The organism is Candidatus Seongchinamella marina (assembly GCF_026262685.1).
Taxonomy (GTDB): Bacteria; Pseudomonadota; Gammaproteobacteria; order Pseudomonadales; family Halieaceae; genus Halioglobus; species Halioglobus marinus.
This window is the reverse complement of sequence record NZ_SHNP01000002.1, coordinates 469,669-493,654: the sequence shown is the minus strand read 5'-3', so window position 1 is coordinate 493,654 and position 23,986 is coordinate 469,669. Positions and strand designations below refer to the sequence as shown.

Below are 23,986 nucleotides of genomic sequence, written 5' to 3'. Positions count from 1 at the left end.
CGGCAGTTCCCAGCGAGTAAAACCTCAAAACTATAACGTCACTTTGCCTTTATCTCAGTCGCTCGAGCTGTCTTCCCCGAACCATGCATGCAATTTATCTGCGGTTTTGCCCCTCACATCATCGTTGATGTAGGTAGCGACGGCGGCCAGGGCAAGCGCTAGCACGCCGAGGTCGTCGGCATAGCCCACCGCAGGGGTGAAGTCGGCAATGGCATCTATTGGCACAATAAAATAGCCCAGAGCACCCGCGATAGTCGCTTTGGCCCAGGCGGGCGCCTTTTCCTCCTGCATGGCGTAATACAGCAGCAATGCTTTTTCTACTACCTCGCGACCGGCGGCCTTGGCGTAGCGCTTGAGTTTGTCCCAAAATCCGTTTTCGCTGAATGCTTCTTCATATTCATTTTGAGCGCTCATCAGTTCACCCAAATAGCCAAGGTTCAAGTTCATCCCGATTGGCTACGATGATTTGCTGCGCCATGGGGTCTGCAAGTTGCTCGCGGGGATTTACGTGTAATAGCTTAAGCGCATAGGAGACGAGTTTGCCACGGGTGGTGATGCACAGGGCGCCGCCTTGCATCCCGTAGTCAATTTCTATCACTTCTTGCTGCGCAGGCGTGAGCCGGGGGTCCGGCGTGATGCGGATAGTAACTTCTGTATTGTATTCAGTGTCATCAGCGGCGCCATGCTCAGATTCGTCCATGATGTCGGGTATGTCCCTGAAGCGACTCAGCACGAAGTCCCTGTATTCCTGGTTTTTTTCGCACCAGGCACGTACGTGCCATCGCAGTCCGGTGTAAACAAGGGTATGAGGAACGATGATGCGACCCTCCCGGTCCGGATGGTTGAGTGACACATAATCGCAGTCCAGTCGTTTCTGTTGCCTTGCAGCCTGCATGATGGGCCTGAGCACATCTGGCTTAACGTCGCGCACGGGATGGCTCAGAACTTCTGCGTTACTGACGTTTAGGGCCAGTGATTCAAACACGTTCATTAGCTCGTTATTGCGCGCCATCAGGTGCAGGTATTCGTCTGCAAGGCCCTGGGTGACCTGGGGCTGGAATTGGCCGGTTGGTTTATAGCCTTTCAGGTACTTATCGTACTCCAGGTTGCCTATTCCTACTTCACGGAGGTAATTGTTGATATCTTTGCTGGCCTGTTGACGCCCAATACCAAAGGTATCGCACAGGTGGCGGGTAGTGAGCCTGCCTTCCCATAGAGCAATAGTTTCGATATATCGGTAACGTAGCAGTAAGTCCCAGCGAAAGGGCCATTTGGGTTGGGTATTCCCGCTCATGATCATGCCTATATAAAACGATGACCCAGTATATGACGGCCTGTATCGGAAGTGTACATGTCGTGGCCGACGTCTTGAGGGTAAACTTTATATTTTACGGAGGTACTTCCATTGTTTCGCCACAAACTTTTGACCCCGGCGCTGACACTTCTCCTTAGCCTGCAAGCACTTGCCCAAACGATTAGCCCTCAGCTTGAGGCGCGTGCGGCTCTGCTCGCGAGCCAAGCTGAGCAAAGCAATCTTGGATATTCCATTGTTGAGTCTCTCACTACTGAGGTGGGGCCCCGGTTAGCGGGTACCGAGGCCGAGGAACGAGCCAGAAACTGGGCGGTGGCAAAGTTTGAGTCCATGGGTTTTGCCAATGTACGCGTGGAAACCTTTGCCCTGCCGGTATGGGAGCGAGGTGTGGAGTGGGCGCAAATAACTGCACCTTACCCGCAGCCGCTGGTCGTTACTGCGCTGGGGGGCAGTATTTCTACGGGGCCAGATGGAGTGGAAGGTGAACTAGCGTCCTTTCCTTCGCTTAACGCCCTGGCCACTGCGCCCGCCGAAATAGTAAAGGGAAAAATTATTTTGGTTGATGAAGTCATGACCAGAACTCAGGATGGCTCCGGTTACAGTGTCGCTGCAGCCAAACGTCGCCAAGCGGCCTATATTGCAGAAGAAAAGGGTGCCCTTGCGGCGTTGATTCGTTCTGTGGGTACCAGCAGTCATCGTTTTGCCCATACTGGCCAAATGCGCCGCGTAACGGAAGTGGGTGAGCCGCAGGGCGTGCCCGCCGCGGCAATATCAGCGCCTGACGCCGATCAGCTGCAACGTATTCTTGCAGCGCACTCGTCTCTTAGGTTGCGGTTGGTGTTGACGCCAGAGCGACGACCCGCGGGAGTCTCTGGCAATGTCATTGCCGAGATTCCAGGTCGAGAAGCACCGGATGAAATCGTATTAATCGGGGCACACCTGGATTCCTGGGATCTGGGCACAGGTGCTGTGGATGATGGCGCAGGCGTGGGCATCGTGATGGCAGCTGCAAAGGCGGTCATGGACGCAATGCCAAATGGCCCGCGCCGCACCATTAGAGTGGTTTTATTTGGTGCCGAAGAGGTAGGCGTGGTCGGTGGTAAGGCTTATGCAGAGGCTTACGCGAACGAGTTGGCTAATCATATTGTGGCGTCTGAGTCCGATTTTGGTGCCGGGCGTATTTGGCGATTTAATACCGGAGTTGTCGAAGACAAAGTGCAGGTAGCGCAAGCACTGGGCAGTGTGGTGCGCTCAATGGGCGCTGGGCCAGGTAGCAACGCGGCCACTGGCGGTCCTGATATGAAGTATTTACGAGAAGCGGGTGTCCCTGTGGTTGGCTTGGAGCAAAATGGCTGGGATTATTTTGACCTGCATCACACTCCCAACGATACTCTGGACAAAATTGATCCTCAGGATCTGGCTCAAAACGTTGCTGCCTGGACATCTTTTATCTACCTGGCGGCAAATTCTGAGGATAGCTATCGTTAAGGTGGCAATGCCATGAAGGCAAAAATTTGCTCTAACACCAGGTCTGGGAAAAGTATATATCCCGTGACGTGGCTGCCCCAGCGGCCCCGCCATTCCAATTCTGGTGCAGCTTCTTTGCTCGCCGGCGGCGCTTCCCAATATTGGATTGCCGGGTTTTCTGCGGCGAGTTCTCGAGCATAAACCGCTCGTGTGACCGGGTCGCCTGGATCCTGAATTAATAAGATTGGCTGACGCAGTCGAGCCGCAATAGCGCCGGCTTGTTGGTCACCGCCCGGCATGCCATGCCAGGCCGCTGCAGCCCAGGCAGAAGCTTTGAACAGTGCGGGTGGAATTCCTGTCTCTACCCAAGCGCTTTGAGCAATAACGTCTGCAGTGTCCAGCACGGGGTCTAGCAGTATTAATCCATCTACCGACACGCCGCTATTCGCAGCGTGAATTAGGGTCGCGCCACCCATAGATATGCCCATTGCATAAAGCGGTATGTCGGGTGCTTTTTCTCGTGTCCAGTCGATCAAGGCCAGCGCATCCCTCATTTCTGTGCGTCCAAACTGCAAACCTTTGTCGTCACTCTGGGAATCTCCATGGTTGCGCAGATCAACTACCGCTACGGAGATTCCTTGGGCAACCATTGCTGCATAAAACTCCAGAGACTTGAAAAAATCACTGTGGCGGTTGGATCCCCCACCGTGGATAAACACAAGATTCGCGCGGGGTGTGCGAGCGGGCATCCACCAGCCCTCTAGCGTGAGCTTCTCATTGACTGTTGTCAGGGTGAAAGATTCAAAATCCAATCCCACGGACGCCGGTGTCTCAGTGATGGGGTAGGGCGGGAGAAAGCGCATCTCATTAGGTATGAAATACAGCAGGAGCCAGGTGATGATTGCAAAGATGATGGCGCAGGTAAGGAACAGCTTTTTCATAGGTATTCGATAAATGACAAAGTATTTGCTAGACCGAGGCAGAGAACAAGCAGACTATCAGGTCTGCCTCAGTATAATGCGTCTCTACTCCTTTTAAAGTTTATAAAGTCTGTATTGTGCACTACCTCTCTTTAACAACGCTACGGGAACTACTCCGTCTGTCCATACCCATGGTGATTTCCCAGGGTGCCTTCGCGTTCATGGTGTTCACAGATCGCTGGTTTATGTCACAGATTGATTCGGTGCACATCGCGGCGGCCATGGGTGGCGGCGTGGCGTCCTTTTTTTGTATGTCATTGTTCATTGGACTAATCAGTTACGGTAACGCGATGGTGGCGCAGTACTACGGCGCCGGTATGATGTCGCGCTGCCCGAAGGTTGTGACCCAGGGTGTGATAATTGCCACCAGCGCATTACCCTTGCTAGCAATTATCGGTTATTCAGTAGGGCAGATCTTTCCTCATCTGGGGCACGATCCTAAACAGGTTCCGCTGGAGCAAGTTTACTTTTATACGCTAATGGGAGGCAGTTTCTTTCACCTGTTAAAGGCATGTTTAGCATCCTACTTCGTCGGTATTGGTCGTACCCGGGTGGTGATGGCGGTAGACGTATGCGGCGTTTGTCTCAATATCCCCCTCAGCTGGATGCTCATTTTTGGCCACTCCGGTCTGCCCGAACTGGGGATTATCGGGGCGGCATTGGGCACCGTCGCCGCACAGTTTGTTACCATATTATTGTTTCTTTTTTTCTACCTGGCCCGAGCTCATCGTTTACAGTTTTCTGTGGGGGAATCATGGGTTTTTGACCGCAGCGTAATGCGACGTTACCTTCGGCTGGGTGGGCCCTCTGCGTTAGAAAGCTTTATGAATACCGCGACGTTCAATGTTTTTCTGCTGATGTTTCAGGGCTACGGTGTGGTACAAGGCGCAGCGATGTCAATTGTATTTAACTGGGACATGTTGTCCTTTGTGCCGATGATGGGCCTCAATATCGGCGTGATGACGTTGATTGGCCGCTTTGTAGGCGCTGGGGATATGCAGCGCGCTAATCAGGTGATTTCCTCAGGACTGATACTCTCTCTTGGCTATTCCAGCATCCTCGCTCTGCTGTTTTTGATCTTTCGGACGGAACTGGTCGAGGTATTTTCGACGGGAGATGAGTACTTCACTGAAATTAGTACTCTGGCATCGACCATGATGCTGGGGCTCGTTACCTACATGCTGGCCGATGCAATCATTTTGATATCGGGCGGTGTGTTGCGGGGGGCTGGCGACACTCGCTGGATAATGTTCACGTCTACTTCGCTGCACTGGTTTATGTTGATACTTCAGTACTTTGTCATCGTGCAATGGGATATGGATCCCCTGGTGTCGTGGTGGGTGTTTGTCATTATGCTTTTGAGTCTCGCCGTATGTTATGCCACGCGTTTATATCGCGGCCGGTGGCGCCAACCAGAGCGATTAGCTCGGGTTATGCAGGATTAAATACAGGCATAGGCACTAGATCGTTAACAGGCGCCGCAGGAACCCGTCACGTCCTCGATTTTGAGCGCGAGTGAATAGTAACTCAGCCAGTTGAATCTCTATCTGTTCAGCCACCTGGTCTCGAATTTTCTGCTGTTGTTTTTTGGTAGGGGTTTTGCCTTTGTAATGGGACAGGTCTACAGGTTCACCCAGTCCGATATAGCAACGCTGAGGTTTAGGAAACAGGGAGCCAAGTGCGCCCAAGGGAATAGGCGGTAGTATGTCTGAACGAGTGTCTTCATTCAGTACGCCCAGGCGTTGCAAAAGCTGGCCTATCCGCGAGTCAGGTATGTCTTCCCCTTCCATAAGATGACCGTAAAATTCGTCCGGACCAACAAGGCCAACCGGCATAATGGTGTAGCCATGTCTCGCCGCTAATTTGACGAAACCATAGCGTTCCTTCCATTGCAGTTCGTACATATCGCGAGTGGGTTTAACCGCCTCGTGAGCTCCCCCTGGAAATACCAACAAGTCCTGGCCATCCTCCATCATGGCGGCGCACACTTCCGGGTGGCCCATTACGCCGCCCGCAGCCATGACGACTTTGCTAACTTTGTCATTGCTAAATAAAAATTTGTCACCCAAACCTCGTGGGAAGCGGTTAAGTTCGCGCATGAATACCGGCCCAAGAACCCATCCATCTAGTGCAAACAGAGAGTGATTGCCCACGAACAGGCAGGGTTTTTCCGGTAGGTTTTCAGTGCCCATGACCACCGGGTTAAAAATGGCCTTGATAATGCGATAGCTGAGCTCCAGGTGCAGACCCTGCGGCTCATCGGTAGCTAGCGCTCGCTGGATGTGACGCTCCAGCGCCTCTGTCTCACCTAGCGGTTGGTTGTCTTTGTCGAACATTGCCATGGCGTGTGTCTTCGTCACTTAAGAGCACGCCATTATAGTCATTGTGGCTTGCAGGGCTACTTACCCTTTGCATATTGCTCTAGAATTAGAAGACTGAGGGTTCTGAGATCACAGAATGCGGAGTTTTTCACTTATTTTGTTCATTTGTATGTCCCAATCTGCGATTAATGAGAATGAGCCTATCCGTTGGTTTGACTTTAATTATCGATTTTTGGCGGGAGAGTTTCCCAATCACAAAGCTGTCGATATCTATTAATCCAGTCGTCTGACCAAGTGAAATTAATTATTAACGAAGTCGCTGAATCTTATCCCTTTGAAAAACGGTTATGGGATATGAGCGAAGTTAAGATTAAGTTTACAACGGGTCAGATCAACGCCATGGCAGCTCATGGGAAAACAAAATTTATTAAGCCCAATAAGCTGGCAATATATGTTGTAGATGATTTAAGTTTTGGTCAGATGCGGCAGTTTGAAGTGTATCGAGAAGAAGAGGGCAAGTCCGAATCTCGAGTGTTCCGAAACGAGCAAAATGCTATTGAGTGGCTAAATTCATAGCCATAGTTTGCTGCATGCTTGTAGTTTTTCGTATGCTGGCCACACTCGGGCATTCGAGGTTGAAATATCCCTTGAGGTATTGAATGATCATAGTGGCAGCAAAACTTACTTTCACCTCTCAAAAAGAGCGGGATCGCATGGTCTCGTTATCAACGCCAGTTCAGCAAGCAACGCGCGATAATGAGCCTGGATGTCATGCCTATTGCTTTTCCGCAGATCCATGCGATCCGTTAGCAGTTCAGGTTTATGAACTTTGGGAGGATAGCGCATCTTTAGTGGCGCACTTTGAGCATGACAACTATCACGCAATGCTGGAAATCTCATCTCAGGTAGGTTTTGTTGAAAGCGTCAATCGCGCTTATTTGACTGACAGGAATGAGCCAGTTTATGGGCCTGATTTTGAAAAGAAGACCTTGTTCTTCAAATAATGCATTTAGCCCAGACCCAAGACCCGGGCGGTCAATATTTGAGCAACATGCTTTTTTTGCCCAACAGCAATGTCATTGGCGTAAAGAAGCTTGAAGCAGTGGCGATACTGGCGTAGTCGGTGCAGTCGGCGCGTCTCTGTTGGAAGCTCTGGCGTTTGGATATGTGCATCAAGGCTTTCAATATTCAGGCTGTGTTTCGACTGCACAAAAAAAGCCCCGCTGAAGACCCCCCTTCAGCGGGGCTTAGGCTAGCCGAATTTATTGGGAAGCCGGGTAGCCTGCTAGCCGAGCGTGCTATGGACACTTGCGACTTGCCCGAGATACTGTAGCCAACGATTGTTTACGCAGTGTCAATGCTTTTAGTAAAAGTGTGTAAATTTTTCTGCCACTTGTTTAAACGTCCAGTCAAGCCGAAAGTCTGCTACTTGAGACAAAAAACGCCCTCAAAAAAGAGGGCGTTTTCGCATAAATTTGAGGGCTAGTACCATAGGTCTGAGGGGTCCCTCCCTGATTTTCTCCAGGCTTTAGAATCTGGTTTGTCTTGCCGTTTCCAGTCGGGGAAGAGAAACATTCCATAGGGCTCAGACTTCCAGAAGCTGCCGCTAATCGGTAAATAGCGACGAAAGAAGGATACGACATACTGGTTCTGCAGGCGTTCAACCGTCTCATACTCGAGCAAAGCTTCCAGACATACGCGTGTATAGCGGGGCAAGAGGAGAGAGCCCAGAAAATCCGTTGACCAATCCTCGAAAGCCACGCCACTGTTTATTAAAGAATCACCAAGGTCACACAGTACCGCAAACTGCTCATGATTGGCGCCAATCAGATTAACCTGATGGACCGACTTCTCACCAACCAGGTTTTTATAGGCATAGTCATTACCCTCTATCGGCACCACCTGGTCATCTGTGCCGCCCAATAACAAGACCGGTATATCGATAGTAGCCAACTGCTCTGGCGTAAATATATTTTGAATGACGCCTGAAACCGGCGCGATAGCACTTATTCTGGGATCTCCTTGAATACCTTCGTAGCCGACAGCTGCGCCGACTGTCGTAAAGCCCCCAAAGCTATGGCCTGTAACGCCAACATTGTCAGGGTTGATTTGCTGAAAGAATGAATCTTGCTCATCCGCATTTCGCGCCATGATGTGATCTATCACAAATCCCATGTCGCCTACCCGATTCACTGCCGCGACCTCAAAAGGGTCTGTCGGATCAAACACTGTATTTCCAGTGTGGTTCGGTGCTACGACGACATAACCGTGACTGGCCAATGTTTCCGTCAGCGCAATGGATTGCGCACTGAAGCTGTTATTGCCATGGGAGAAGACGATCAGGTTCTTAACGTTGCGCGGTGCTATTGGTACATCGACTTTGGCAAAGCGCGCCGGCAGTGGATCCACTCCAAATGACTCAGGTACAAAAAAGTATGCTGCGTCCGCTGCATCTTTCGTATCGACTCGCCGCACCGGATACCACACATCCAGCAACAGGGTACGCCCGTCACGCTCGCTATCAGATATTTGATAAGTTTCATACCCGACGGCATACGGCCCGGGCTCCGACGGAAAGTAAAATGGGGAACCATTATTAGTGCCTGCATTGACCCCGGTTGCTATAAAACTCATCAGCACCATAGCCAAGCATAATTTGCCAGTCATTAGTTTTTGTTTCATTAGTTCGCCTGTGCTCTGCATGTTGATATCGATGCGAGTATAGTCGGAATATCGATTTTTTTGCCGCAATGAATTGAATTCTTTATCGGGCTGGACAATTTCTTAGACTTTTGTAAAGGCGGCTTATGTCGGGTCCTGGACTACCTGTGTCATGCAACTAGCGGAGAGGCAGGCACTGTTGGGCGCAGAATCAAACGGCAGCTGACGCTTCAATACCCCAGGGAATAAAGTGCCAGTCTGGTTTTCATGGCGTGCGCTCCCAGCCTTGGTTAAGATGGCGGCATGGCAGTTGATGATTTTCATAATTTACCAGTATCAGACGTACTTCCTGCGCTGAAAGATGCACTCTCAGACGCCTCCGAGGCGGTACTGCAAGCACCGCCTGGGGCTGGTAAGACCACTTTGGTGCCGCTGGCTCTCCTTAACGAACCCTGGCTCGAAGGGCGCAAAATTGTCATGCTCGAGCCCCGGCGCATGGCCGCCAGAGCCTGCGCAACTCGCATGGCCCGGATGCTCGGTGAAAAGCTGGGCGAGACGGTGGGTTATAGCATTCGGTTGGAAAGTAAAACCAGCGAAAAAACTCGAATCGAAGTCATTACGGAAGGTATTCTAACTCGCCGATTACAGGCCGATCCCGGTCTGGAGGATGTTGGTCTTGTCATTTTTGATGAGTTCCATGAACGCAGCCTTGATTCAGACCTTTGCCTGGCCCTGTGCCTTCAGGGGCGAGAACTTTTTCGCGAAAGCAGCCCCCTGCGTCTGCTGGTGATGTCTGCAACCCTTGACGGTGATGATGTTTCACAACTGTTGGGCGGTGCGCCGCTAATCACGTCTGCGGGTCGTCAGCATCCAGTGCAAAGTCATTTTGGCACTGCCCATAAGATAAGGGAGCCACTGGCGCCAGCCATCGTCCAATTAGTGCTCAAAGCACTCAATGAGCAGCCTGGCAGTGTATTGGTGTTCCTGCCGGGTCAGCGTGAAATCAATGCTGTGGGCAGAGATTTAGAAAAAACGCTAAAGGCGGGGGCGCATGCCGATGTTCTTTTGGCTCCACTTTACGGTAGTTTGAACATGGATAAGCAGCAGCGGGCGATTGATCCCGCGCCTGCCGGTTACCGCAAGGTGGTGCTCGCCACCAATGTGGCGGAAACCAGCCTAACCATTGAAGGCATCAACTCTGTGGTCGATTCAGGACTGCAGCGTGAGGCCTTGTTTGATCCCGGAACCGGGATGACTCGTCTGGCTACCAGGCGTATATCCCGTGCCTCGGCGGAACAGCGCCAGGGTAGGGCGGGTCGTCTGGGCCCCGGGCAATGCTATAGGCTCTGGTCCGAGGAGCAACATGGTCGCTTGGTTGCTCATGGCGACGCAGAAATTCAACAAGCAGACCTGGCGCCCCTTGCATTACAACTGCTGGCGTGGGGCGTGAGTGATCCCGTAGAACTCGATTGGTTGGATTCACCCCCATTGGCAGCGTGGGAACAGTCTCTCAATGTACTGGAAAAGTGCGGTGCGCTTTTCTACAGCGAGGCTGCCAAGCCGCAATTAACGCCGCACGGCGTTCGCTTGGCGCAAATGCCTTTGCACCCCAGGCTGGCTCATATGCTGCTCGTCGGTTGCGATATTCACGCTACTGAAACAGCCTGCCTGCTGGCGGCTGCACTGTCTGAGCGTAATCCTTTGTCAGCGGTTGGTGTAGACATCGCCCATACCGTGGCCGTGCTGATGGGCGAGCAGCGCTGCCCTTCTGAAGCTCAGGGTTGGTTTCGGCGTATTTGGCAGCAAGCCAGGCGCTTTGCGCGTATCGCCAGTGATGTTCACAAGCCCAGGCGCTTGTCGATTGCTATAGATTCTGCCGATGTGATGGGGGTTTTGGTAGCCAGCGCCTATCCTGATCGTATTGCCAGGCGCCGGGACACAAGTGATTGCGAGTACCAGTTGAGCAATGGACGCAGTGCTAGCCTGCAAGGCGATGATCATCTGGCCAAGCAGCGATGGTTGGCTGTAGCCGATACCGGTGGCCACTCTGGTCAAAGTAGCGATCGAATCTATAGTGCAACGGCTCTCAATCCCGCCTGTTTCGATGACATTTTGTCGCCGTTGCTGCATCAGCAGGAACTGGTAGATTGGGACAATCGATTGGAGCGTTTCATCGCCCAATGCAGAACACTGTGCGGCCAGATCGAAGTATCTGTTGAGCCCTTGGACACTGTCACCGAGGAAGCCCGCAGTAGGGCTTTGCTCGGTGTGGTGCAAAGAAAAGGATTGCAGGTTCTGCCCTGGAGCAAGCCTTTGCAACAATGGCGTGATCGTGTACGCCTGATGAATGAGGTTTGCGCTGCTGAAGGAGACAAGACCTGGCCAGATCTTTCTGATCAGGGCTTGCTGGATTCCCTGGAACATTGGTTGTTGCCGTATCTTGGGCAGGTTGCTCGCTTAGAGGACTTTCAGAAACTGGATTTGAAGGCGATTTTACACGCACTGTTGCCGTGGCCATTGCCTCTGGAGCTTGAGCGTCTGGCGCCTGAACGCATGGTGGTGCCGTCCGGTTCGAGTATCGCAATAGACTATGCTCAGCGCCCCCCGGTACTGGCAGTGAAGTTGCAGGAAATGTTCGGTTGCGAGGAAACTCCGACTATCGTGGGAGGGAAGGTAGCACTCCAGGTTCATCTCTTATCGCCGGCCAAGCGCCCTTTGCAAGTCACCCAGGATCTGGCGGGTTTCTGGAGAAGCAGTTACCAGGATGTCAAAAAAGAAATGAAGGGTCGCTACCCCAAGCACCCCTGGCCGGACGACCCGCTCGGGGCCAACGCTACGCGCCACACTAAAAAACGCCTGGGGCAGGCCTGAGAAGTCCACTCCAGGCCACAGGCTAGCTAACAAACTGAGCGGTGTAAGCGGATGTCATTGTGCGACCAGAGTGGAAAACACTTTTTCCGCATCGCGTTGCTCTGTAGCGTCCATTTTGTGACGAATGGCAAAATGCACGATACCTGTTTCGTCGACGATAAATAAGCCACTGCCGTTCTTGCCTAGTGACCAGGTGCCAATGCCACTGCCTGTCTTGTCCAGCACCAGGGTGGATAAGGGGTATTTCCGCTTGTTCTTTTCAACTTCAGATGAGACCAGTCCACTGGTGCCCCACAATGCTGCATCCAGGTCGATGACGGTAGTGACATGAAAGTGAGAGGGGTCGTAATTCTCTTCAAGGTAATCGGTAAAGGGGCGGTACATCTTACTGGCTGACATAGTGGCGGGAATATATTGCACAACGTGGACCTTATCCACAGTTTTCTGGCTATTCCAGGGTTGGTAGCCAATGCCATCGCCATCCAGCATGATTTCGCCAGGCTGGCTGATGGCCAGGGGAGGGAGTGGTTCGCCGACTGTCGCGGCAAAAGATGCAGTAGACAGGCTCAGCAGGAACAGACCGGCAAGGCTTGTTAAAGTTTTCACGGTATTCATCGGCTTCTTCTCTTGTTTTTACTTCGGTGTCCGGGTGTCCGGGGTAATCCGTTGTGCTGTGTGGCGAACGCTTGTCCAGGCTCAACAATGGCATGACGTTTTCCTGGTTGCCGCGGTGGCACCAAATGCAGTTTGCCATTGCCGATCAAGTCGGTGCGCCCAAGTTTCTTCAGTGCCTTTCTCAAGGCCGGCCAGTTATCGGGGTCGTGATACCTGAGAAATGCCTTGTGCAAACGCCGCTGTGACAGTCCTTTTACAGTGGGCATGGTATCGCTGTTGCGAGAGATCTTCTTTAGAGGGTTCTTGCCGCTGTGGTACATCGCCGTAGCACTGGCCATCGGAGAGGGGTAGAAGGTTTGTACCTGATCAGCCCGAAACTTATTGCGCTTTAACCAAAGCGCAAGGTTCATCATATCCTTGTCTGATGTGCCAGGGTGAGCCGCGATAAAATAGGGAATCAGGTACTGCTCTTTTCCGGCGGCCCTGGAATATTTTTCAAACATCGCTTTAAAGCGGTCATAGGTGCCTATGCCCGGCTTCATCATTTTATCCAGTGGACCCTCTTCAGTGTGCTCCGGAGCAATTTTCAGGTAGCCGCCCACGTGGTGGGTAACCAGTTCTTTAACGTACTCGGGGGACTCTACCGCTATGTCATAGCGCAGCCCCGATGCGATTAAAACCTTCTTAACGCCATCGATCTCGCGGGCCTTGCGATACAGTTCCACCAATGGTTTTTGGTCGGTATTGAGGTTTTTGCATATGCCGGGGAAAACACAGCTGAGCTTGCGACATTTGGCTTCGATGTCTTTGGACTTGCAAGCCAGGCGCCACATGTTTGCCGTAGGACCGCCCAGGTCGGAAATTACTCCAGTGAATGCCGGTGAGGTGTCGCGGATGCTTTCTACTTCTCTGAGAATGGACTCTTCAGAGCGATTCTGGATGATTCGGCCCTCATGTTCGGTGATGGAACAGAAAGTACAGCCGCCAAAACACCCTCGCATGATATTGACCGAGTGACGAATCATTTCATAGGCGGGTAGGCGGGCATCGCCATAGCTGGTGTGGGGGAGCCGGGTATAAGGTAGTTCGAACAACCAGTCCAGTTCGTCTGTCTCCAGCGGAATCGGCGGGGTATTCAGCCAAACTTCCCGATCACCATGCGCCTGTATTAGTGGGCGGGCATTGTGCGGGTTGGTTTCTTTGTGCAATACACGAGACGCATGGGCATAAAGAGCGGGGTCATCTTTTGCCTGCTCATAAGAAGGAATGCGTATCACTGCAGGACGGGTGTCATCGACCCTGTCCAGAATGCGCACAACATCTTCACCCTGTTGCACGGCGACTTCGTCGGGTGAGCATTCGGCGGTGCTTATTTCCTGGTAAGGGCTAACGATTTTATCGACAGCGCCTACCGGGTCGATGGATGTAGAATCGATTTCACGCCAACCTTCAGGAATGCGTTTACGCACAAACGCAGTACCACGGAGATCTCGAATAGTATGCACCGACTCGCCGGCAGCCAGGCGGTGAGCAACATCGACGATCGCACGCTCAGCGTTACCATAAAGCAGAAGGTCCGCTCGGCTATCGAGCAAAATGGAGCGACGAACCTTGTCACTCCAGTAGTCGTAGTGTGCGATACGCCTGAGGCTCGCCTCAATACTGCCAATGATCAGGGGTACATCGCGGTAGGCTTCCCTGACTCTCTGGCTGTATACGATGACAGCTCGATCAGGGCGCTTGCCGCCCTGATTATCAGGGGTATAGGCGTCATCGTGACGACGTTTTTTATCGGCGGTGTAGCGGTTGATCATTGAGTCCATGTTGCCAGCAGAGACACCGAAAAACAGGTTGGGTTTACCCAGTGCCTTGAAGGGCTCAGCGCTGGTCCAGTCTGGCTGGGCAAGGATGCCGACTCTAAAGCCCTGCGCTTCCAGTAAGCGTCCGATTACCGCCATGCCGAAGCTTGGGTGATCTACATAGGCATCGCCGGTGACCACAATGATGTCGCAACTATCCCAGCCAAGCGCGTCCATTTCCGCCCGGGTGGTGGGCAGTTCAGGTGCCGGGCCAAAACATTCGGCCCAGTATTTTCGGTAAGAGTGGATGGGTGTAGACATGGTCTGCTGCACGAAAAATGGAAGCGTATTATAGCAGTATTGGCGCGACCATGTGCGCCCGATAGAGAACCCTAAGCTTCGTCTTCTGGTTGGTGTCCGGGCGCAGGAAGGGAACTGCCACAGTGGCGACAATAAACGGCTTCCGGGTCTGACTCGACATGAGCGCAGGTGGTGCAATTGCGCGCTGCACGAATGGCTCGCTCTTTGTGCAATCGCTGGGCAAGGGTTAGCTCGGCGGTCACAATCCCAGTGGGGACGGCGATAACGGCGTAGCCCATTAGCATGCCAACCGCTGACAACACCTGGCCCATTGGGGTCATCGGAACCACGTCGCCATAGCCCACGGTCGTTATGGTGACGATCGCCCAATAAATGCTGTGGGGAATGCTGTTGAAACCGTGTTCAGGTCCTTCAATAACGTAGATAAGACAGCCAAAAATGGTGGCCATTAATATCATCATCGAGAAAAAAACGAATATTTTACGGGTAGAATTATGCAGCGCACGGGCGAGGTCATTGGCTTCATCGAGCAAGGCCAGGAGTCTCAATACCCTGAATATCCTGAGGATGCGTAGCACCCGGATAATTAGTAAGGGCGCAGCCTGGGGCAGCAAAAGAGAGAGGTAGGTGGGCATTAGCGCGAGAAGGTCCACGATACCATAGACGCTGATCGCATAGCCTTTGCGGTTATCCGAGCACCATAGCCTGATCAGATATTCGGCGGTGAACATGAGCGTGAAAGCCCACTCGATCTGGAGGAACAGAACACCATAATTGATGTGGTACTCGTGAATCGAGTCCAGCATGATCACCATAACACTGGCAAGAATAACCATGATGAGGATGATATCGAACCATTTCCCGGCCCTTGTCTCAGTGCCGAAGATGACTCGATAAAAACTGAGCTGCAACGGAGTTTGTGCTCTCTTTGACATGTCCTGAGTTGTTTTTCCTGTCACCATTTGCCTGCAGCTACTATATTAGAGCACCAGCACATGTACAACGGCAGGTCGGTAACCACGCTATGAGCTACGCAATTTACCAGGTCGATGCTTTTTCCAGCGAACCCTTTGGCGGCAACCCCGCAGCAGTTATGCCCCTGGACAAGTGGCTCGAAGATGAGCTGTTACAGTCCATTGCTTTGGAGAACAATCTTTCCGAGACAGCCTTTATGGTGCCTGTAGAGGATGGCTTTGAATTACGCTGGTTTACGCCAACGGTAGAAGTCGATTTGTGCGGGCATGCCACGCTTGCCACTGCGCATGTGCTATTTGATCATCTTGCTTACGCTGGCGAACGTATTTGTTTTCACACCCGCTCAGGTATGCTGCAGGTGCTGCGTCATGATTCTGGCTACACCCTGGACTTTCCGGCCTATTCCTTGAGCGATGGTTCAGTGGATATGGAGATATGCGCTGCGTTAGGCGCGAGACCGTCTGATGTTAAGCAGGTGAGCGGGGCCGCAAAATTACTGTATGTGTTTGAGTTCGAAGAAGACGTGGCCAGAATATCTCCTGACTTTACCGCATTGCTGGCCGCAAGCGATCGCTGCATTATTGCGACGGCGCCGGGCGATAGCTGCGATTTTGTCTCGCGTTTTTTTGGCCCTCAGGTGGGTATCAACGAAGATCCAGTGACCGGTTCGGCTCACTGCGCATTGGTGCCGTACTGGTCGCAGCGTCTTGGGCTTGAACGATTGGAAGCGAGACAAATATCGGCGCGCGGCGGCGAGATAAACTGCGAGTACGGCGCGGGCCGAGTGCGGATGACGGGGCAGGCGGTGACGTTCATGCAGGGGCGGGTTCGCCTAGCGCGCTAAAGTGCAGCGACGACCTCTACCATAGCCGCGGTGAGCGCAGCCAGGTCTTCTTCATTCATTGTGTATGGCGGCATGGTGTAAACCAGTTTGCCAAACGGCCTAATCCAGACCCCCTTGTCCACAAACATCGGTTGGACTCTTTGCATGTCGACGGCCTCATGCAACTCAATAACACCGATGGCACCGAGTGTGCGCACGTCATTGACCTGAGGAAGTTTGCGCGCCGGGCTAAGGCCTTCTTCGAGTTGCAGATTTAAGCGTTGAATTTTCCTTTGCCATGGTTGCGAAATCAGTAGCTCAATACTGGCGATAGCGGTAGCACAGGCCAGTGGATTTCCCATAAAGGTGGGGCCGTGCATAAACGCGCCAGCCTCGCTGTTGCTGATTGTGCTGGCAATTTGATCGTTACAAAGTGTGGCAGCTAGCGTCATGTAACCACCAGTTAGCGACTTGCCAAGGCACAGCATATCCGGCTCAACATCGGCGTGCTCCAGGGCGAACATCTTCCCTGTACGACCGAAGCCTGTGGCGATTTCGTCAAAAATTAGCAAAACATCGAAGGCATCACATAGGGCTCGCAGTTTGCGCAGATAATCCGGAGAGTAAAAGTGCATGCCCCCCGCGCCCTGCACGACTGGCTCTACAATAATCGCCGCAATTTCTTCATGGTGGGAGGTGAGTAAATCGGTGATTTCCTCCATTTCAGTTTCAGGACACTCCTCATGGAAGCCGGCCTTAGGAGCAGCGACAAAGTGTTGCTTGTTGAGAACGTCGCCGAACAGGTGGTGCATGCCGGTGACTGGGTCACAAACAGACATAGCGCCAAATGTATCGCCGTGGTAACCGCTGCGTAGCGCAACCATTTTTTGCTTGCGCTGTTTGCCGGAAGCTTGCCAGAACTGAATTGCCATTTTGAGGGCTACCTCAACACACACTGAACCTGAGTCACTGAAAAAAACCTTGCTGAGAGAGTCTGGCGTCAGTCGCACAAGCAGTTGCGCCAGTTTGACAGCGGCCGGGTGGGTTAGCCCCCCGAACATGACGTGAGACATCTTGGTCAACTGTTCGTTTACTGCCCGGTTTAGCACAGGATGGTTGTAGCCGTGTATCGCACACCACCAGGAGGCCATACCATCGATGAGTTCGCGGCCATCTGCCAGTCTTAGCCGAACCCCATCAGCAGCTACAATTGGAAAGATCTCTCCGCGCGAAGGTGTTGCTGAGTAAGGGTGCCATACATGTTCGCTGTCGCGCTCCTGCAGGTCTCGCCAGAGTGAGTTGTCGTTGGTCATGGCAGCGCCTTTTCAATGTAAGGAAGCATGTTATTTAACATGTCCGCCTGAGCCTCTGGTCGGGGATGAATTCCGTCGGCCTGCATGAGTTCAGGGTTAGTGGCTATGCCATCCAGAATAAAGGGGGCCAGAATGCTGTCAGTGTTTTCTGCAGCCAGGGCATACGACTCATGGAAGCTGGTAGTGTAACGACTACCGTAGTTGGGGGGTATCTGTATGCTGACCATAACTACCTGGGCCCCTGCTGCTCGGCTGCGCAGGGCTAATTGATCAAGATTCTGGCGCAATTCGCTCACCGGAAAGCCCCTCAGTCCGTCGTTGCCGCCCAGCTCGATGACAACTACCTGAGGTTTATGCTGCCTGAGGAGGGAATCTAGTCGACCAAGAGCGCCGTTGGTCGTTTCTCCGGAGATGCTGGCATTAACAACCCGGTAATCCGGGTGGGTGGTTGCCAGCCGTCCTGCCAGCAGGGCAACCCATCCCTTGTCCAGCGACATACCGTAGGCTGCACTGATACTATCCCCGAGCACGAGCAAGGTGTTCCCTTTTGTGAAGGCGGGATTGCCGAAAGCCAGAAGTAGAAAACCGAGCAGGATTGGGGCACGTATAAGGTGGTAAAAGGAATGCTGCATGATTAAAACCGAGAATCTCCAAAAACGGGTGCCCATGAGTGGGGGCATGCTTGAAATACTGAAAGGGATTACGTTGGAAATCAAGTCGGGAGAGTCGGTCGCCATTGTTGGTGCCTCAGGTTCTGGCAAGTCAACGCTGCTCGGTTTGCTGGCCGGACTCGATGAGGCCAGTGCTGGCCGTGTCATTATTGGAGACACAGATCTTGGTACTTTGGATGAAGACGCTAGAGCGCTGTTTCGTGGCAAACAGGTGGGATTCGTCTTTCAGTCGTTCCAATTGCTCCCTGCGCTGACGGCACTGGAGAACGTTATGCTGCCCCTGGAACTGCAGGGGATTGGCGATGCCAGGGAGCAGGCCGAACAGTTCCTGGGGCGCGTGGAGCTCAGCGAGCGTATGCTGCACTACCCCAAGCAAATGTCAGGTGGAGAGCAGCAGCGTGTCGCAATCGCCAGAGCGTTTGCCTCGACCCCGACCATTTTGTTTGCTGATGAACCCACTGGCAATCTGGATACCCGCACCGGGACTCACATCATCGATTTACTGTTTGAGTTAAACCGCGAGCAGGGCACCACACTGGTTCTGGTGACCCACGATATGGCCCTGGCCCAGCGTTGTGAGCGCAGGCTGGTACTGGACGCGGGCGAATTGGTTGAGGGCTAAGGTATGTCGATAACGGCGACACGAATGCTGGCGCGCGATTGGCGCGGCGGAGAGCTCGGTATTCTGGCAATGGCACTGGTGCTGGCGGTGGGCGTAGTGTCCGGGATCAGTGCATTTACCTCGCGTTTACAGGGTGCTCTGGAGCAGGAAAGCCATCGTTTTTTGGCTGCTGATCTGGTCGTCCGCAGTAGTCGGGAAATGCCGGCAGATTGGCTGCAAGAGGCGCTCGACGACGGACTCAGTGTCGCCACCACGCTGGCTTTTCCATCGATGATTTACAGCACCAGTGACGCAATGCAACTGGTTGCAGTAAAAGCGGTTTCTGCGGCGTATCCCTTGCGTGGAGAACTCTCTTTCAGCGATGAGCCCTTTGGTGAAGCGAGGGCCGTGGTATCGGGCCCCGGTGTGGGCGAAGTTTGGCTGGACTCACGTTTGTTTCCTCTGCTCGATATTTCTCTTGGCAGCTCTGTTGCATTGGGAGATGCCAGCTTTACTGTGGCCGGGGCGGTGCGCGCTGAACCGGACCAGGCAGCAGGAACTTATGGCTATGGCCCAAGGTTGTTGATGAACTACGCCGATATTGCGGCGACCGGGGTCGTGCAACCGGGCAGCAGGGTGGAATTTCGTCAGCTGTATGCGGGAGACCCTGGCGCGCTTCAGAGACACCGCGAGCAACTTGAGCCTCGGTTGGCACCCGGGCAGAGGATGATTGATATCAACCAGGGCCAGCCGGGTATCGGCAAGGCCCTGGCGAGGGCGGAAAGCTTTTTGTTGCTGGCAGGCAGTCTGGGCGTGGTACTCGCAGGTGTTGCCATCGCGCTTGCGGCTGGCCGTTTCAGCGAACGTCACAACGATTATGTGGCCATCATGAAAAGCCTGGGAGCTACATCTGGCAGCATTAACTTTTTGTATGGGCGCAGTTTGTTGTTGCTGGGGAGTATTGCCACTGGCGCGGGCTGTCTATTGGGCTGGGGCATTCAGGCCTTGTTCTTTAAATTGTTCGCCGATCAGTTGCCGGTTCAGCCAGGCCCCAGTGGTCCTCGGCCTTATTTAATAGGCAGCGCTACCGCACTCACTTGCTTGATGAGCTTTGCCTGGCCGCCTCTGCGCCGCCTGAGTCTGGCCAGTCCGTTGCGCGTTCTACGCAGGGACCTGCCTTTGGAAACACGCCGCTCCACCCGGGATTACATCATCGGGCTGCTTGCTATCAGTGGGTTGATGCTCTGGTATTCGGGGGACTGGAAGCTGACCGCAGCGGTTATTTCAGGATTGATGATTACCGTCTCTCTGGGAATGGTGCTGGCTATGACCCTGCTCAGAGGCGGGCGTATTGTCGGTATGAGCGCCGGTAGTATCTGGCGGCTCGCATTGGCTGGCTTGCAGCGCAGAGGCACGGCAAATGCACTTCAGGTCGTGATATTTGCGATGGCGATTATGCTTTTGTTGGTCCTGGTGTTGGTACGCACATCACTCATCGACGAGTGGCAAACACAACTACCAGAAGATGCACCTAATCACTTCATGATTAATATTGGCCCTCAGGATTTGCAGCCTGTAGAGCAAATGCTGCGCGAGGAGGGGGTTCCCAGCGAGGCTTTGTACCCCATGATTCGTGGCCGGATTATGGCAGTGAACGATCAGCCGCTTCCAACGGCAGGAGAAATGGAAGAGGGGCCCAGGCAGCGTGAAACCAACCTCACCTGGTCCACCGGGCTGCCCACTGGAAATGTGCTTACTGCGGGAGAGTGGTGGCCGGATGGCACTACTGAAGCGCTGGTGTCGGTAGAGGCCGAGTTTGCCCAGAGAATGGGTGTGGAGGTAGGCGACAAGCTGTCGTTTCTGGTGGGTGCACAGCCGCTGGAAGCGACTGTTTATAACCTGCGGCAGCTGGACTGGCAGTCCATGCGGCCCAACTTCTTTCTGGTGTTTCCTCCGGATTTGTTAGCCAGTTATCCGGCAACATTTATGACCAGTTTTCATTTGGACGCGGAAAACAAGGTGTTTCTGAACCGTTTTATTCGGAGTTTTCCGACGGTGACGGTTATTGAAATGGATCTGGTCATCGACCAGGTTCGAAGTATCATCAAGCAGGTGTCGGCAGCCGTTGAATTAGTTCTCGCTGTTATTCTGGCCACAGGTGCGCTGGTTCTGGTGGCAGGCGTGCAAGCAAGTGTTGACGCACGCATGCATGAGAGTTCGATATTGCGGGCGCTGGGAGCCCGGCGAGGTTTGATCCTGGGAGGTCTGTTTATTGAATTTTCAGCCCTGGGTTTGTTCGCCGGAATTCTAGCCACGGTAGCGGCCGAATTGTCTGTGGCGATGCTACAAATTTGGGTACTGGATATGTCTTATGCGCCATCCCCCTGGCTATGGCCACTGGGGCTGACTGTAGGAACCGTGTTGATCGCCGGGCTGGGTGTGTTCAGTTGCCGTAAAGTGGTGTCCAGTCCCCCGGTGGCTTTGCTGCGAGAACTCTAGGCGGGTGCCTTGGCGCTGATGCCGGCGACAAAGGTCCTCACTCCGAGATCGACTTGAGCGCGCAGGTCGATATGGCGGACAAAAATTTCTGGTGCGTCTACGCGCAGGGTTGCCAGACCGTATATGCCCGACCAGGCAGCATTGGTCAGATAGGCCGTATCTTCGGCATCGGTATACAGGCCCTGTTTAATTCCGCGCTGTAATATTTGCTGCACCAGAATGAGTGTCTCGCGACTCGCTTCTCGCAGCTCAGGGTAACGTGCTGCCGGCTGTACGGCAGGGCCGAACATCAGTTTGAACAACTGCGGATTATTGGCCGCATAGTCCACGTAGGCGTATGCAAAGGCCAGCAATTGGTCTGTAGGGCAATCTCCGGCATTGTCTCCGGCCTGCTTCAGCGATTTGTAAAGCTCCCGGTAGCCGCGAGTCGCCATCGCCGCAAGAAGTTCACCTTTGTCGCCAAAGTGGCGGTAAGGGGCTGTCTGTGAAACCCCAATCGCCCGTGCCAGGGCTCGCAAGCTTAAATCCTCAGCACCGGTCTCTCGCAACTGTTCTATCGCAGTATCGAGCAGTTCAGCACGCAGGTTGCCATGGTGGTAGGTTTTCTGGGTTGCAATCTCAGTCATAGGGCTATTACAGCAGGATTCCTGCGTTGGGTCTAATGGAAGGTCAGAAGGAAAAAAAGCGCCACTGGAGTACCCAGGGGCGCTTTTTTTTGAGTGCGGTGCTTAAGGCAGCAGGTGCTGAACCGCGTCGCGCTCTTCAACGAGTTCCTGTTCGGTAGCAGCCATTTTTGCCTGACTGAAATCACCGACTTCAACGCCTTGTACAATGCTCCAGTCGCCGTTTTCGCAGCGGCAGGGGAAAGAGTAGATCAGGCCCTCGGTAATACCGTAAGAACCATCGGAGTAAACACCCATGGAAACCCAATCATCGCCGTCGGTCCCCAGCGCCCAGGAGCGCATATGGTCGATGGCCGCATTGGCTGCAGATGCTGCAGATGATGCGCCACGTGCCTTGATAATGGCTGCACCGCGCTGCTGAACAACAGGAATAAAATCACTTTCATACCACTCTTGATTCACCAGGTTGATGGCGGCTTCGCCCGACACTTTGGTGTTGAACAAGTCTGGATACTGGGTAGCAGAGTGGTTGCCCCAGATCGTCATGTTCGTCACATCGTTGACAGTCTTGCCTGTCTTTTGCGCGATTTGTGTCATGGCACGATTGTGGTCCAGACGCGTCATGGCAGTGAAATTCCGAGGGTCGATGTCCGGCGCATTGCGCTGGGTGATGAGCGAGTTGGTGTTGGCGGGATTGCCGACGACCAGAACCTTGATGTTCTTGCTGGCATTGGCGTTGATCGCCTTACCCTGCACGGAGAAGATCGCAGCATTGGCTTCCAGCAAATCCTTACGCTCCATACCGGGGCCACGCGGGCGTGCGCCAACCAGCAAAGCGTAATCGGTATCTTTGAATCCCGCGTTGGGATCATCGGTGCAAATGGTGTCGACCAGCAATGGGAAAGCGCAGTCCTCCAGTTCCATCTTCACCCCCTGAAGAGCCTCCATGGCTGGAGTGATGTCCAGTAGTTGCAGGATGACAGGCTGGTCATCGCCCAGCATGGCGCCGGAGGCAATGCGGAACAGCAGTGCGTAGCCAATCTGGCCCGCAGCGCCGGTAACAGTCACTCTTACAGGTGTTTTCATCGGGTTTTAGTCCTCGCAGATGAGTTGATCGTGTCTTCAGGGGCGCACATTTTGGTTGTATTGCAAGCAAATTACAAGACGAGCAGGGCGATGGTCACCACAGGTGGAGGGAATCGGAGTTGTCGAGCCCAGTAAGCGGTGGACGGAACGACATGCAAACGAGTAAAATGCGCGCCAAATCAAGCACTAACGGTCGGTATCGTGCGCAAGCTATCACGCAAGGAAAAACTCGAGTTCAACAAGTTGCAGAAGCGACTGCGACGCAATGCCGGTAACGCTATCGTCGATTACAACATGATTGAAGAGGGCGACAAGGTCATGGTGTGTCTGTCGGGAGGCAAAGACTCCTATGGCATGCTGGATATCCTGATGAACCTGCAACGTTCAGCGCCAGTGAGTTTCGAGCTCGTGGCCGTAAACCTGGATCAAAAACAACCGGGGTTCCCAGAGCAGGTGCTGCCTGATTTTCTCGCCCAGATAGATGTGCCTTACTACATCCTGGAAAAGGACACCTACAGTATCGTCAAGGAAGTGGTGCCAGAAGGCAAAACCACCTGTGGACTTTGCTCCCGATTGCGTCGTGGCAGCCTGTATGGGTTCGCCCAGGATATTGGCGCAACCAAGATAGCTCTGGGTCATCACCGCGACGACATTGTAGAAACTCTATTTCTCAATATGTTTTTTGGTGGCAGCCTGAAAGCCATGCCTCCCAAACTGTTGTCTGACGACAAGAAAAATGTGGTGATTAGGCCGATGGCGTACTGCAAGGAAAAAGACCTGGCCGCCTATGCCCAGTATAAGGAGTTTCCCATTATTCCCTGCAACCTGTGTGGCTCCCAGGACAACTTGCAGCGGGTACAGGTAAAAAAAATGCTGCTGCAGTGGGAGCGTGAGTACCCGGGCCGCACCGAAACTATTTTTAGCAGTATTCGCAATGTGGCCCCGTCACAGCTTGCCGATGGTGATCTCTTCGACTTCAACAGCTTGCGCGCTGATCAAATTGATACTGACTTGCACATTCCTGTGGTCAATGTGGTGAATCTCTGAC

21 protein-coding genes are annotated in these 23,986 nt (G+C 53.3%); 9 read left to right on the top strand and 12 right to left on the bottom strand.

Annotated elements, in window-relative coordinates; translation table 11 throughout:
- Positions 1-54: 54 nt before the first annotated feature.
- Together EYC87_RS07200 and EYC87_RS07195 are read right to left on the bottom strand one after the other, a co-directional pair.
- The gene (locus tag EYC87_RS07200; protein WP_279252282.1) at positions 55-414 is read right to left on the bottom strand and encodes a YkvA family protein; all 360 of its coding nucleotides are present in this window, start codon (positions 412-414) and stop codon (positions 55-57) included.
- A gap of 4 nt (positions 415-418) precedes the next feature.
- A complete protein-coding gene (locus tag EYC87_RS07195; protein ID WP_479723012.1) occupies positions 419-1,294 on the bottom strand; it encodes a helix-turn-helix transcriptional regulator in 876 nt (291 codons plus the stop codon).
- A gap of 111 nt (positions 1,295-1,405) precedes the next feature.
- Here EYC87_RS07195 and EYC87_RS07190 point away from each other — a divergent pair, with 111 nt between their 5' ends.
- Complete coding sequence (locus EYC87_RS07190; protein WP_279252280.1) at positions 1,406-2,800, top strand: M20/M25/M40 family metallo-hydrolase; 1,395 nt, start codon at positions 1,406-1,408, stop codon at positions 2,798-2,800.
- On the opposite strand, the gene EYC87_RS07185 is transcribed toward EYC87_RS07190, so the two are convergent.
- Positions 2,797-3,720, bottom strand: a complete 924-nt coding sequence (locus tag EYC87_RS07185; protein WP_279252279.1) for an alpha/beta hydrolase — start codon at positions 3,718-3,720, stop codon at positions 2,797-2,799. The genes EYC87_RS07190 and EYC87_RS07185 overlap by 4 nt on opposite strands.
- 116 nt (positions 3,721-3,836) lie before the next feature.
- Here EYC87_RS07185 and EYC87_RS07180 point away from each other — a divergent pair, with 116 nt between their 5' ends.
- Positions 3,837-5,204 (top strand): MATE family efflux transporter, encoded by a 1,368-nt coding sequence (locus tag EYC87_RS07180; RefSeq protein ID WP_279252278.1) that lies wholly within the window; start codon positions 3,837-3,839, stop codon positions 5,202-5,204.
- A gap of 15 nt (positions 5,205-5,219) precedes the next feature.
- Here the strand turns inward: EYC87_RS07180 and EYC87_RS07175 are convergent, their stop codons facing one another.
- Positions 5,220-6,119, bottom strand: coding sequence for a lysophospholipid acyltransferase family protein (locus EYC87_RS07175; protein ID WP_279252277.1), 900 nt, complete (start codon positions 6,117-6,119; stop codon positions 5,220-5,222).
- A gap of 255 nt (positions 6,120-6,374) precedes the next feature.
- Here EYC87_RS07175 and EYC87_RS07170 point away from each other — a divergent pair, with 255 nt between their 5' ends.
- Entirely contained in the window at positions 6,375-6,656 is a 282-nt protein-coding gene (locus tag EYC87_RS07170) for a hypothetical protein (protein ID WP_279252276.1), read from the top strand.
- 92 nt (positions 6,657-6,748) lie between these two features.
- Complete coding sequence (locus tag EYC87_RS07165) at positions 6,749-7,084, top strand: putative quinol monooxygenase (RefSeq protein WP_279252275.1); 336 nt, start codon at positions 6,749-6,751, stop codon at positions 7,082-7,084.
- Between the two features lie 478 nt (positions 7,085-7,562).
- Here the strand turns inward: EYC87_RS07165 and EYC87_RS07160 are convergent, their stop codons facing one another.
- A complete protein-coding gene (locus EYC87_RS07160) occupies positions 7,563-8,762 on the bottom strand; it encodes an alpha/beta hydrolase family protein (protein ID WP_279252274.1) in 1,200 nt (399 codons plus the stop codon).
- 282 nt (positions 8,763-9,044) lie between these two features.
- Between EYC87_RS07160 and hrpB the strand changes: the two genes are divergently transcribed.
- Entirely contained in the window at positions 9,045-11,612 is a 2,568-nt protein-coding gene (gene hrpB / locus EYC87_RS07155; RefSeq protein WP_279252273.1) for an ATP-dependent helicase HrpB, read from the top strand.
- Between the two features lie 54 nt (positions 11,613-11,666).
- On the opposite strand, the gene EYC87_RS07150 is transcribed toward hrpB, so the two are convergent.
- Genes EYC87_RS07150 through EYC87_RS07140 form a run of 3 tightly spaced genes read right to left on the bottom strand, consistent with a single transcriptional unit; the run spans position 11,667 to position 15,282 of the window.
- Complete coding sequence (locus EYC87_RS07150) at positions 11,667-12,227, bottom strand: YtfJ family protein (RefSeq protein ID WP_279252272.1); 561 nt, start codon at positions 12,225-12,227, stop codon at positions 11,667-11,669.
- Positions 12,224-14,359, bottom strand: coding sequence for a YgiQ family radical SAM protein (locus tag EYC87_RS07145; protein WP_423243964.1), 2,136 nt, complete (start codon positions 14,357-14,359; stop codon positions 12,224-12,226). The genes EYC87_RS07150 and EYC87_RS07145 overlap by 4 nt, the downstream gene beginning before the upstream one ends.
- A 59-nt stretch (positions 14,360-14,418) precedes the next feature.
- Positions 14,419-15,282, bottom strand: coding sequence for an ion transporter (locus EYC87_RS07140; protein ID WP_279252270.1), 864 nt, complete (start codon positions 15,280-15,282; stop codon positions 14,419-14,421).
- A gap of 89 nt (positions 15,283-15,371) precedes the next feature.
- Between EYC87_RS07140 and EYC87_RS07135 the strand changes: the two genes are divergently transcribed.
- Positions 15,372-16,166, top strand: a complete 795-nt coding sequence (locus EYC87_RS07135; RefSeq protein ID WP_279252269.1) for a PhzF family phenazine biosynthesis protein — start codon at positions 15,372-15,374, stop codon at positions 16,164-16,166.
- Here EYC87_RS07135 and bioA read toward each other — a convergent pair.
- Together bioA and EYC87_RS07125 are read right to left on the bottom strand one after the other, a co-directional pair.
- The gene (gene bioA / locus EYC87_RS07130; RefSeq protein ID WP_279252268.1) at positions 16,163-17,458 is read right to left on the bottom strand and encodes an adenosylmethionine--8-amino-7-oxononanoate transaminase; all 1,296 of its coding nucleotides are present in this window, start codon (positions 17,456-17,458) and stop codon (positions 16,163-16,165) included. The two genes, EYC87_RS07135 and bioA, sit on opposite strands and share 4 nt — an antisense overlap.
- The gene (locus EYC87_RS07125; RefSeq protein ID WP_279252267.1) at positions 17,455-18,090 is read right to left on the bottom strand and encodes an arylesterase; all 636 of its coding nucleotides are present in this window, start codon (positions 18,088-18,090) and stop codon (positions 17,455-17,457) included. Before EYC87_RS07125 ends, bioA begins: the two co-directional genes overlap by 4 nt.
- Here EYC87_RS07125 and EYC87_RS07120 point away from each other — a divergent pair.
- Both EYC87_RS07120 and EYC87_RS07115 read left to right on the top strand, forming a co-directional pair.
- A complete protein-coding gene (locus tag EYC87_RS07120) occupies positions 18,089-18,751 on the top strand; it encodes an ABC transporter ATP-binding protein (protein ID WP_007227916.1) in 663 nt (220 codons plus the stop codon). The two genes, EYC87_RS07125 and EYC87_RS07120, sit on opposite strands and share 2 nt — an antisense overlap.
- Positions 18,752-18,754: 3 nt before the next feature.
- Complete coding sequence (locus EYC87_RS07115; RefSeq protein WP_279252266.1) at positions 18,755-21,229, top strand: ABC transporter permease; 2,475 nt, start codon at positions 18,755-18,757, stop codon at positions 21,227-21,229.
- Here EYC87_RS07115 and EYC87_RS07110 read toward each other — a convergent pair.
- Both EYC87_RS07110 and EYC87_RS07105 read right to left on the bottom strand, forming a co-directional pair.
- On the bottom strand, positions 21,226-21,855 hold the full coding sequence (locus tag EYC87_RS07110; RefSeq protein ID WP_279252265.1) for a TetR/AcrR family transcriptional regulator: 630 nt from the start codon (positions 21,853-21,855) through the stop codon (positions 21,226-21,228). The two genes, EYC87_RS07115 and EYC87_RS07110, sit on opposite strands and share 4 nt — an antisense overlap.
- Positions 21,856-21,957: 102 nt before the next feature.
- Positions 21,958-22,938: a malate dehydrogenase gene (locus EYC87_RS07105; RefSeq protein WP_007227992.1), complete on the bottom strand. Its 981-nt coding sequence runs from the start codon at positions 22,936-22,938 to the stop codon at positions 21,958-21,960.
- A gap of 201 nt (positions 22,939-23,139) precedes the next feature.
- On the opposite strand from EYC87_RS07105, the gene ttcA reads away from it, so the two are divergent.
- On the top strand, positions 23,140-23,985 hold the full coding sequence (ttcA, locus tag EYC87_RS07100; RefSeq protein WP_279252264.1) for a tRNA 2-thiocytidine(32) synthetase TtcA: 846 nt from the start codon (positions 23,140-23,142) through the stop codon (positions 23,983-23,985).
- Position 23,986 lies beyond the last annotated feature (1 nt).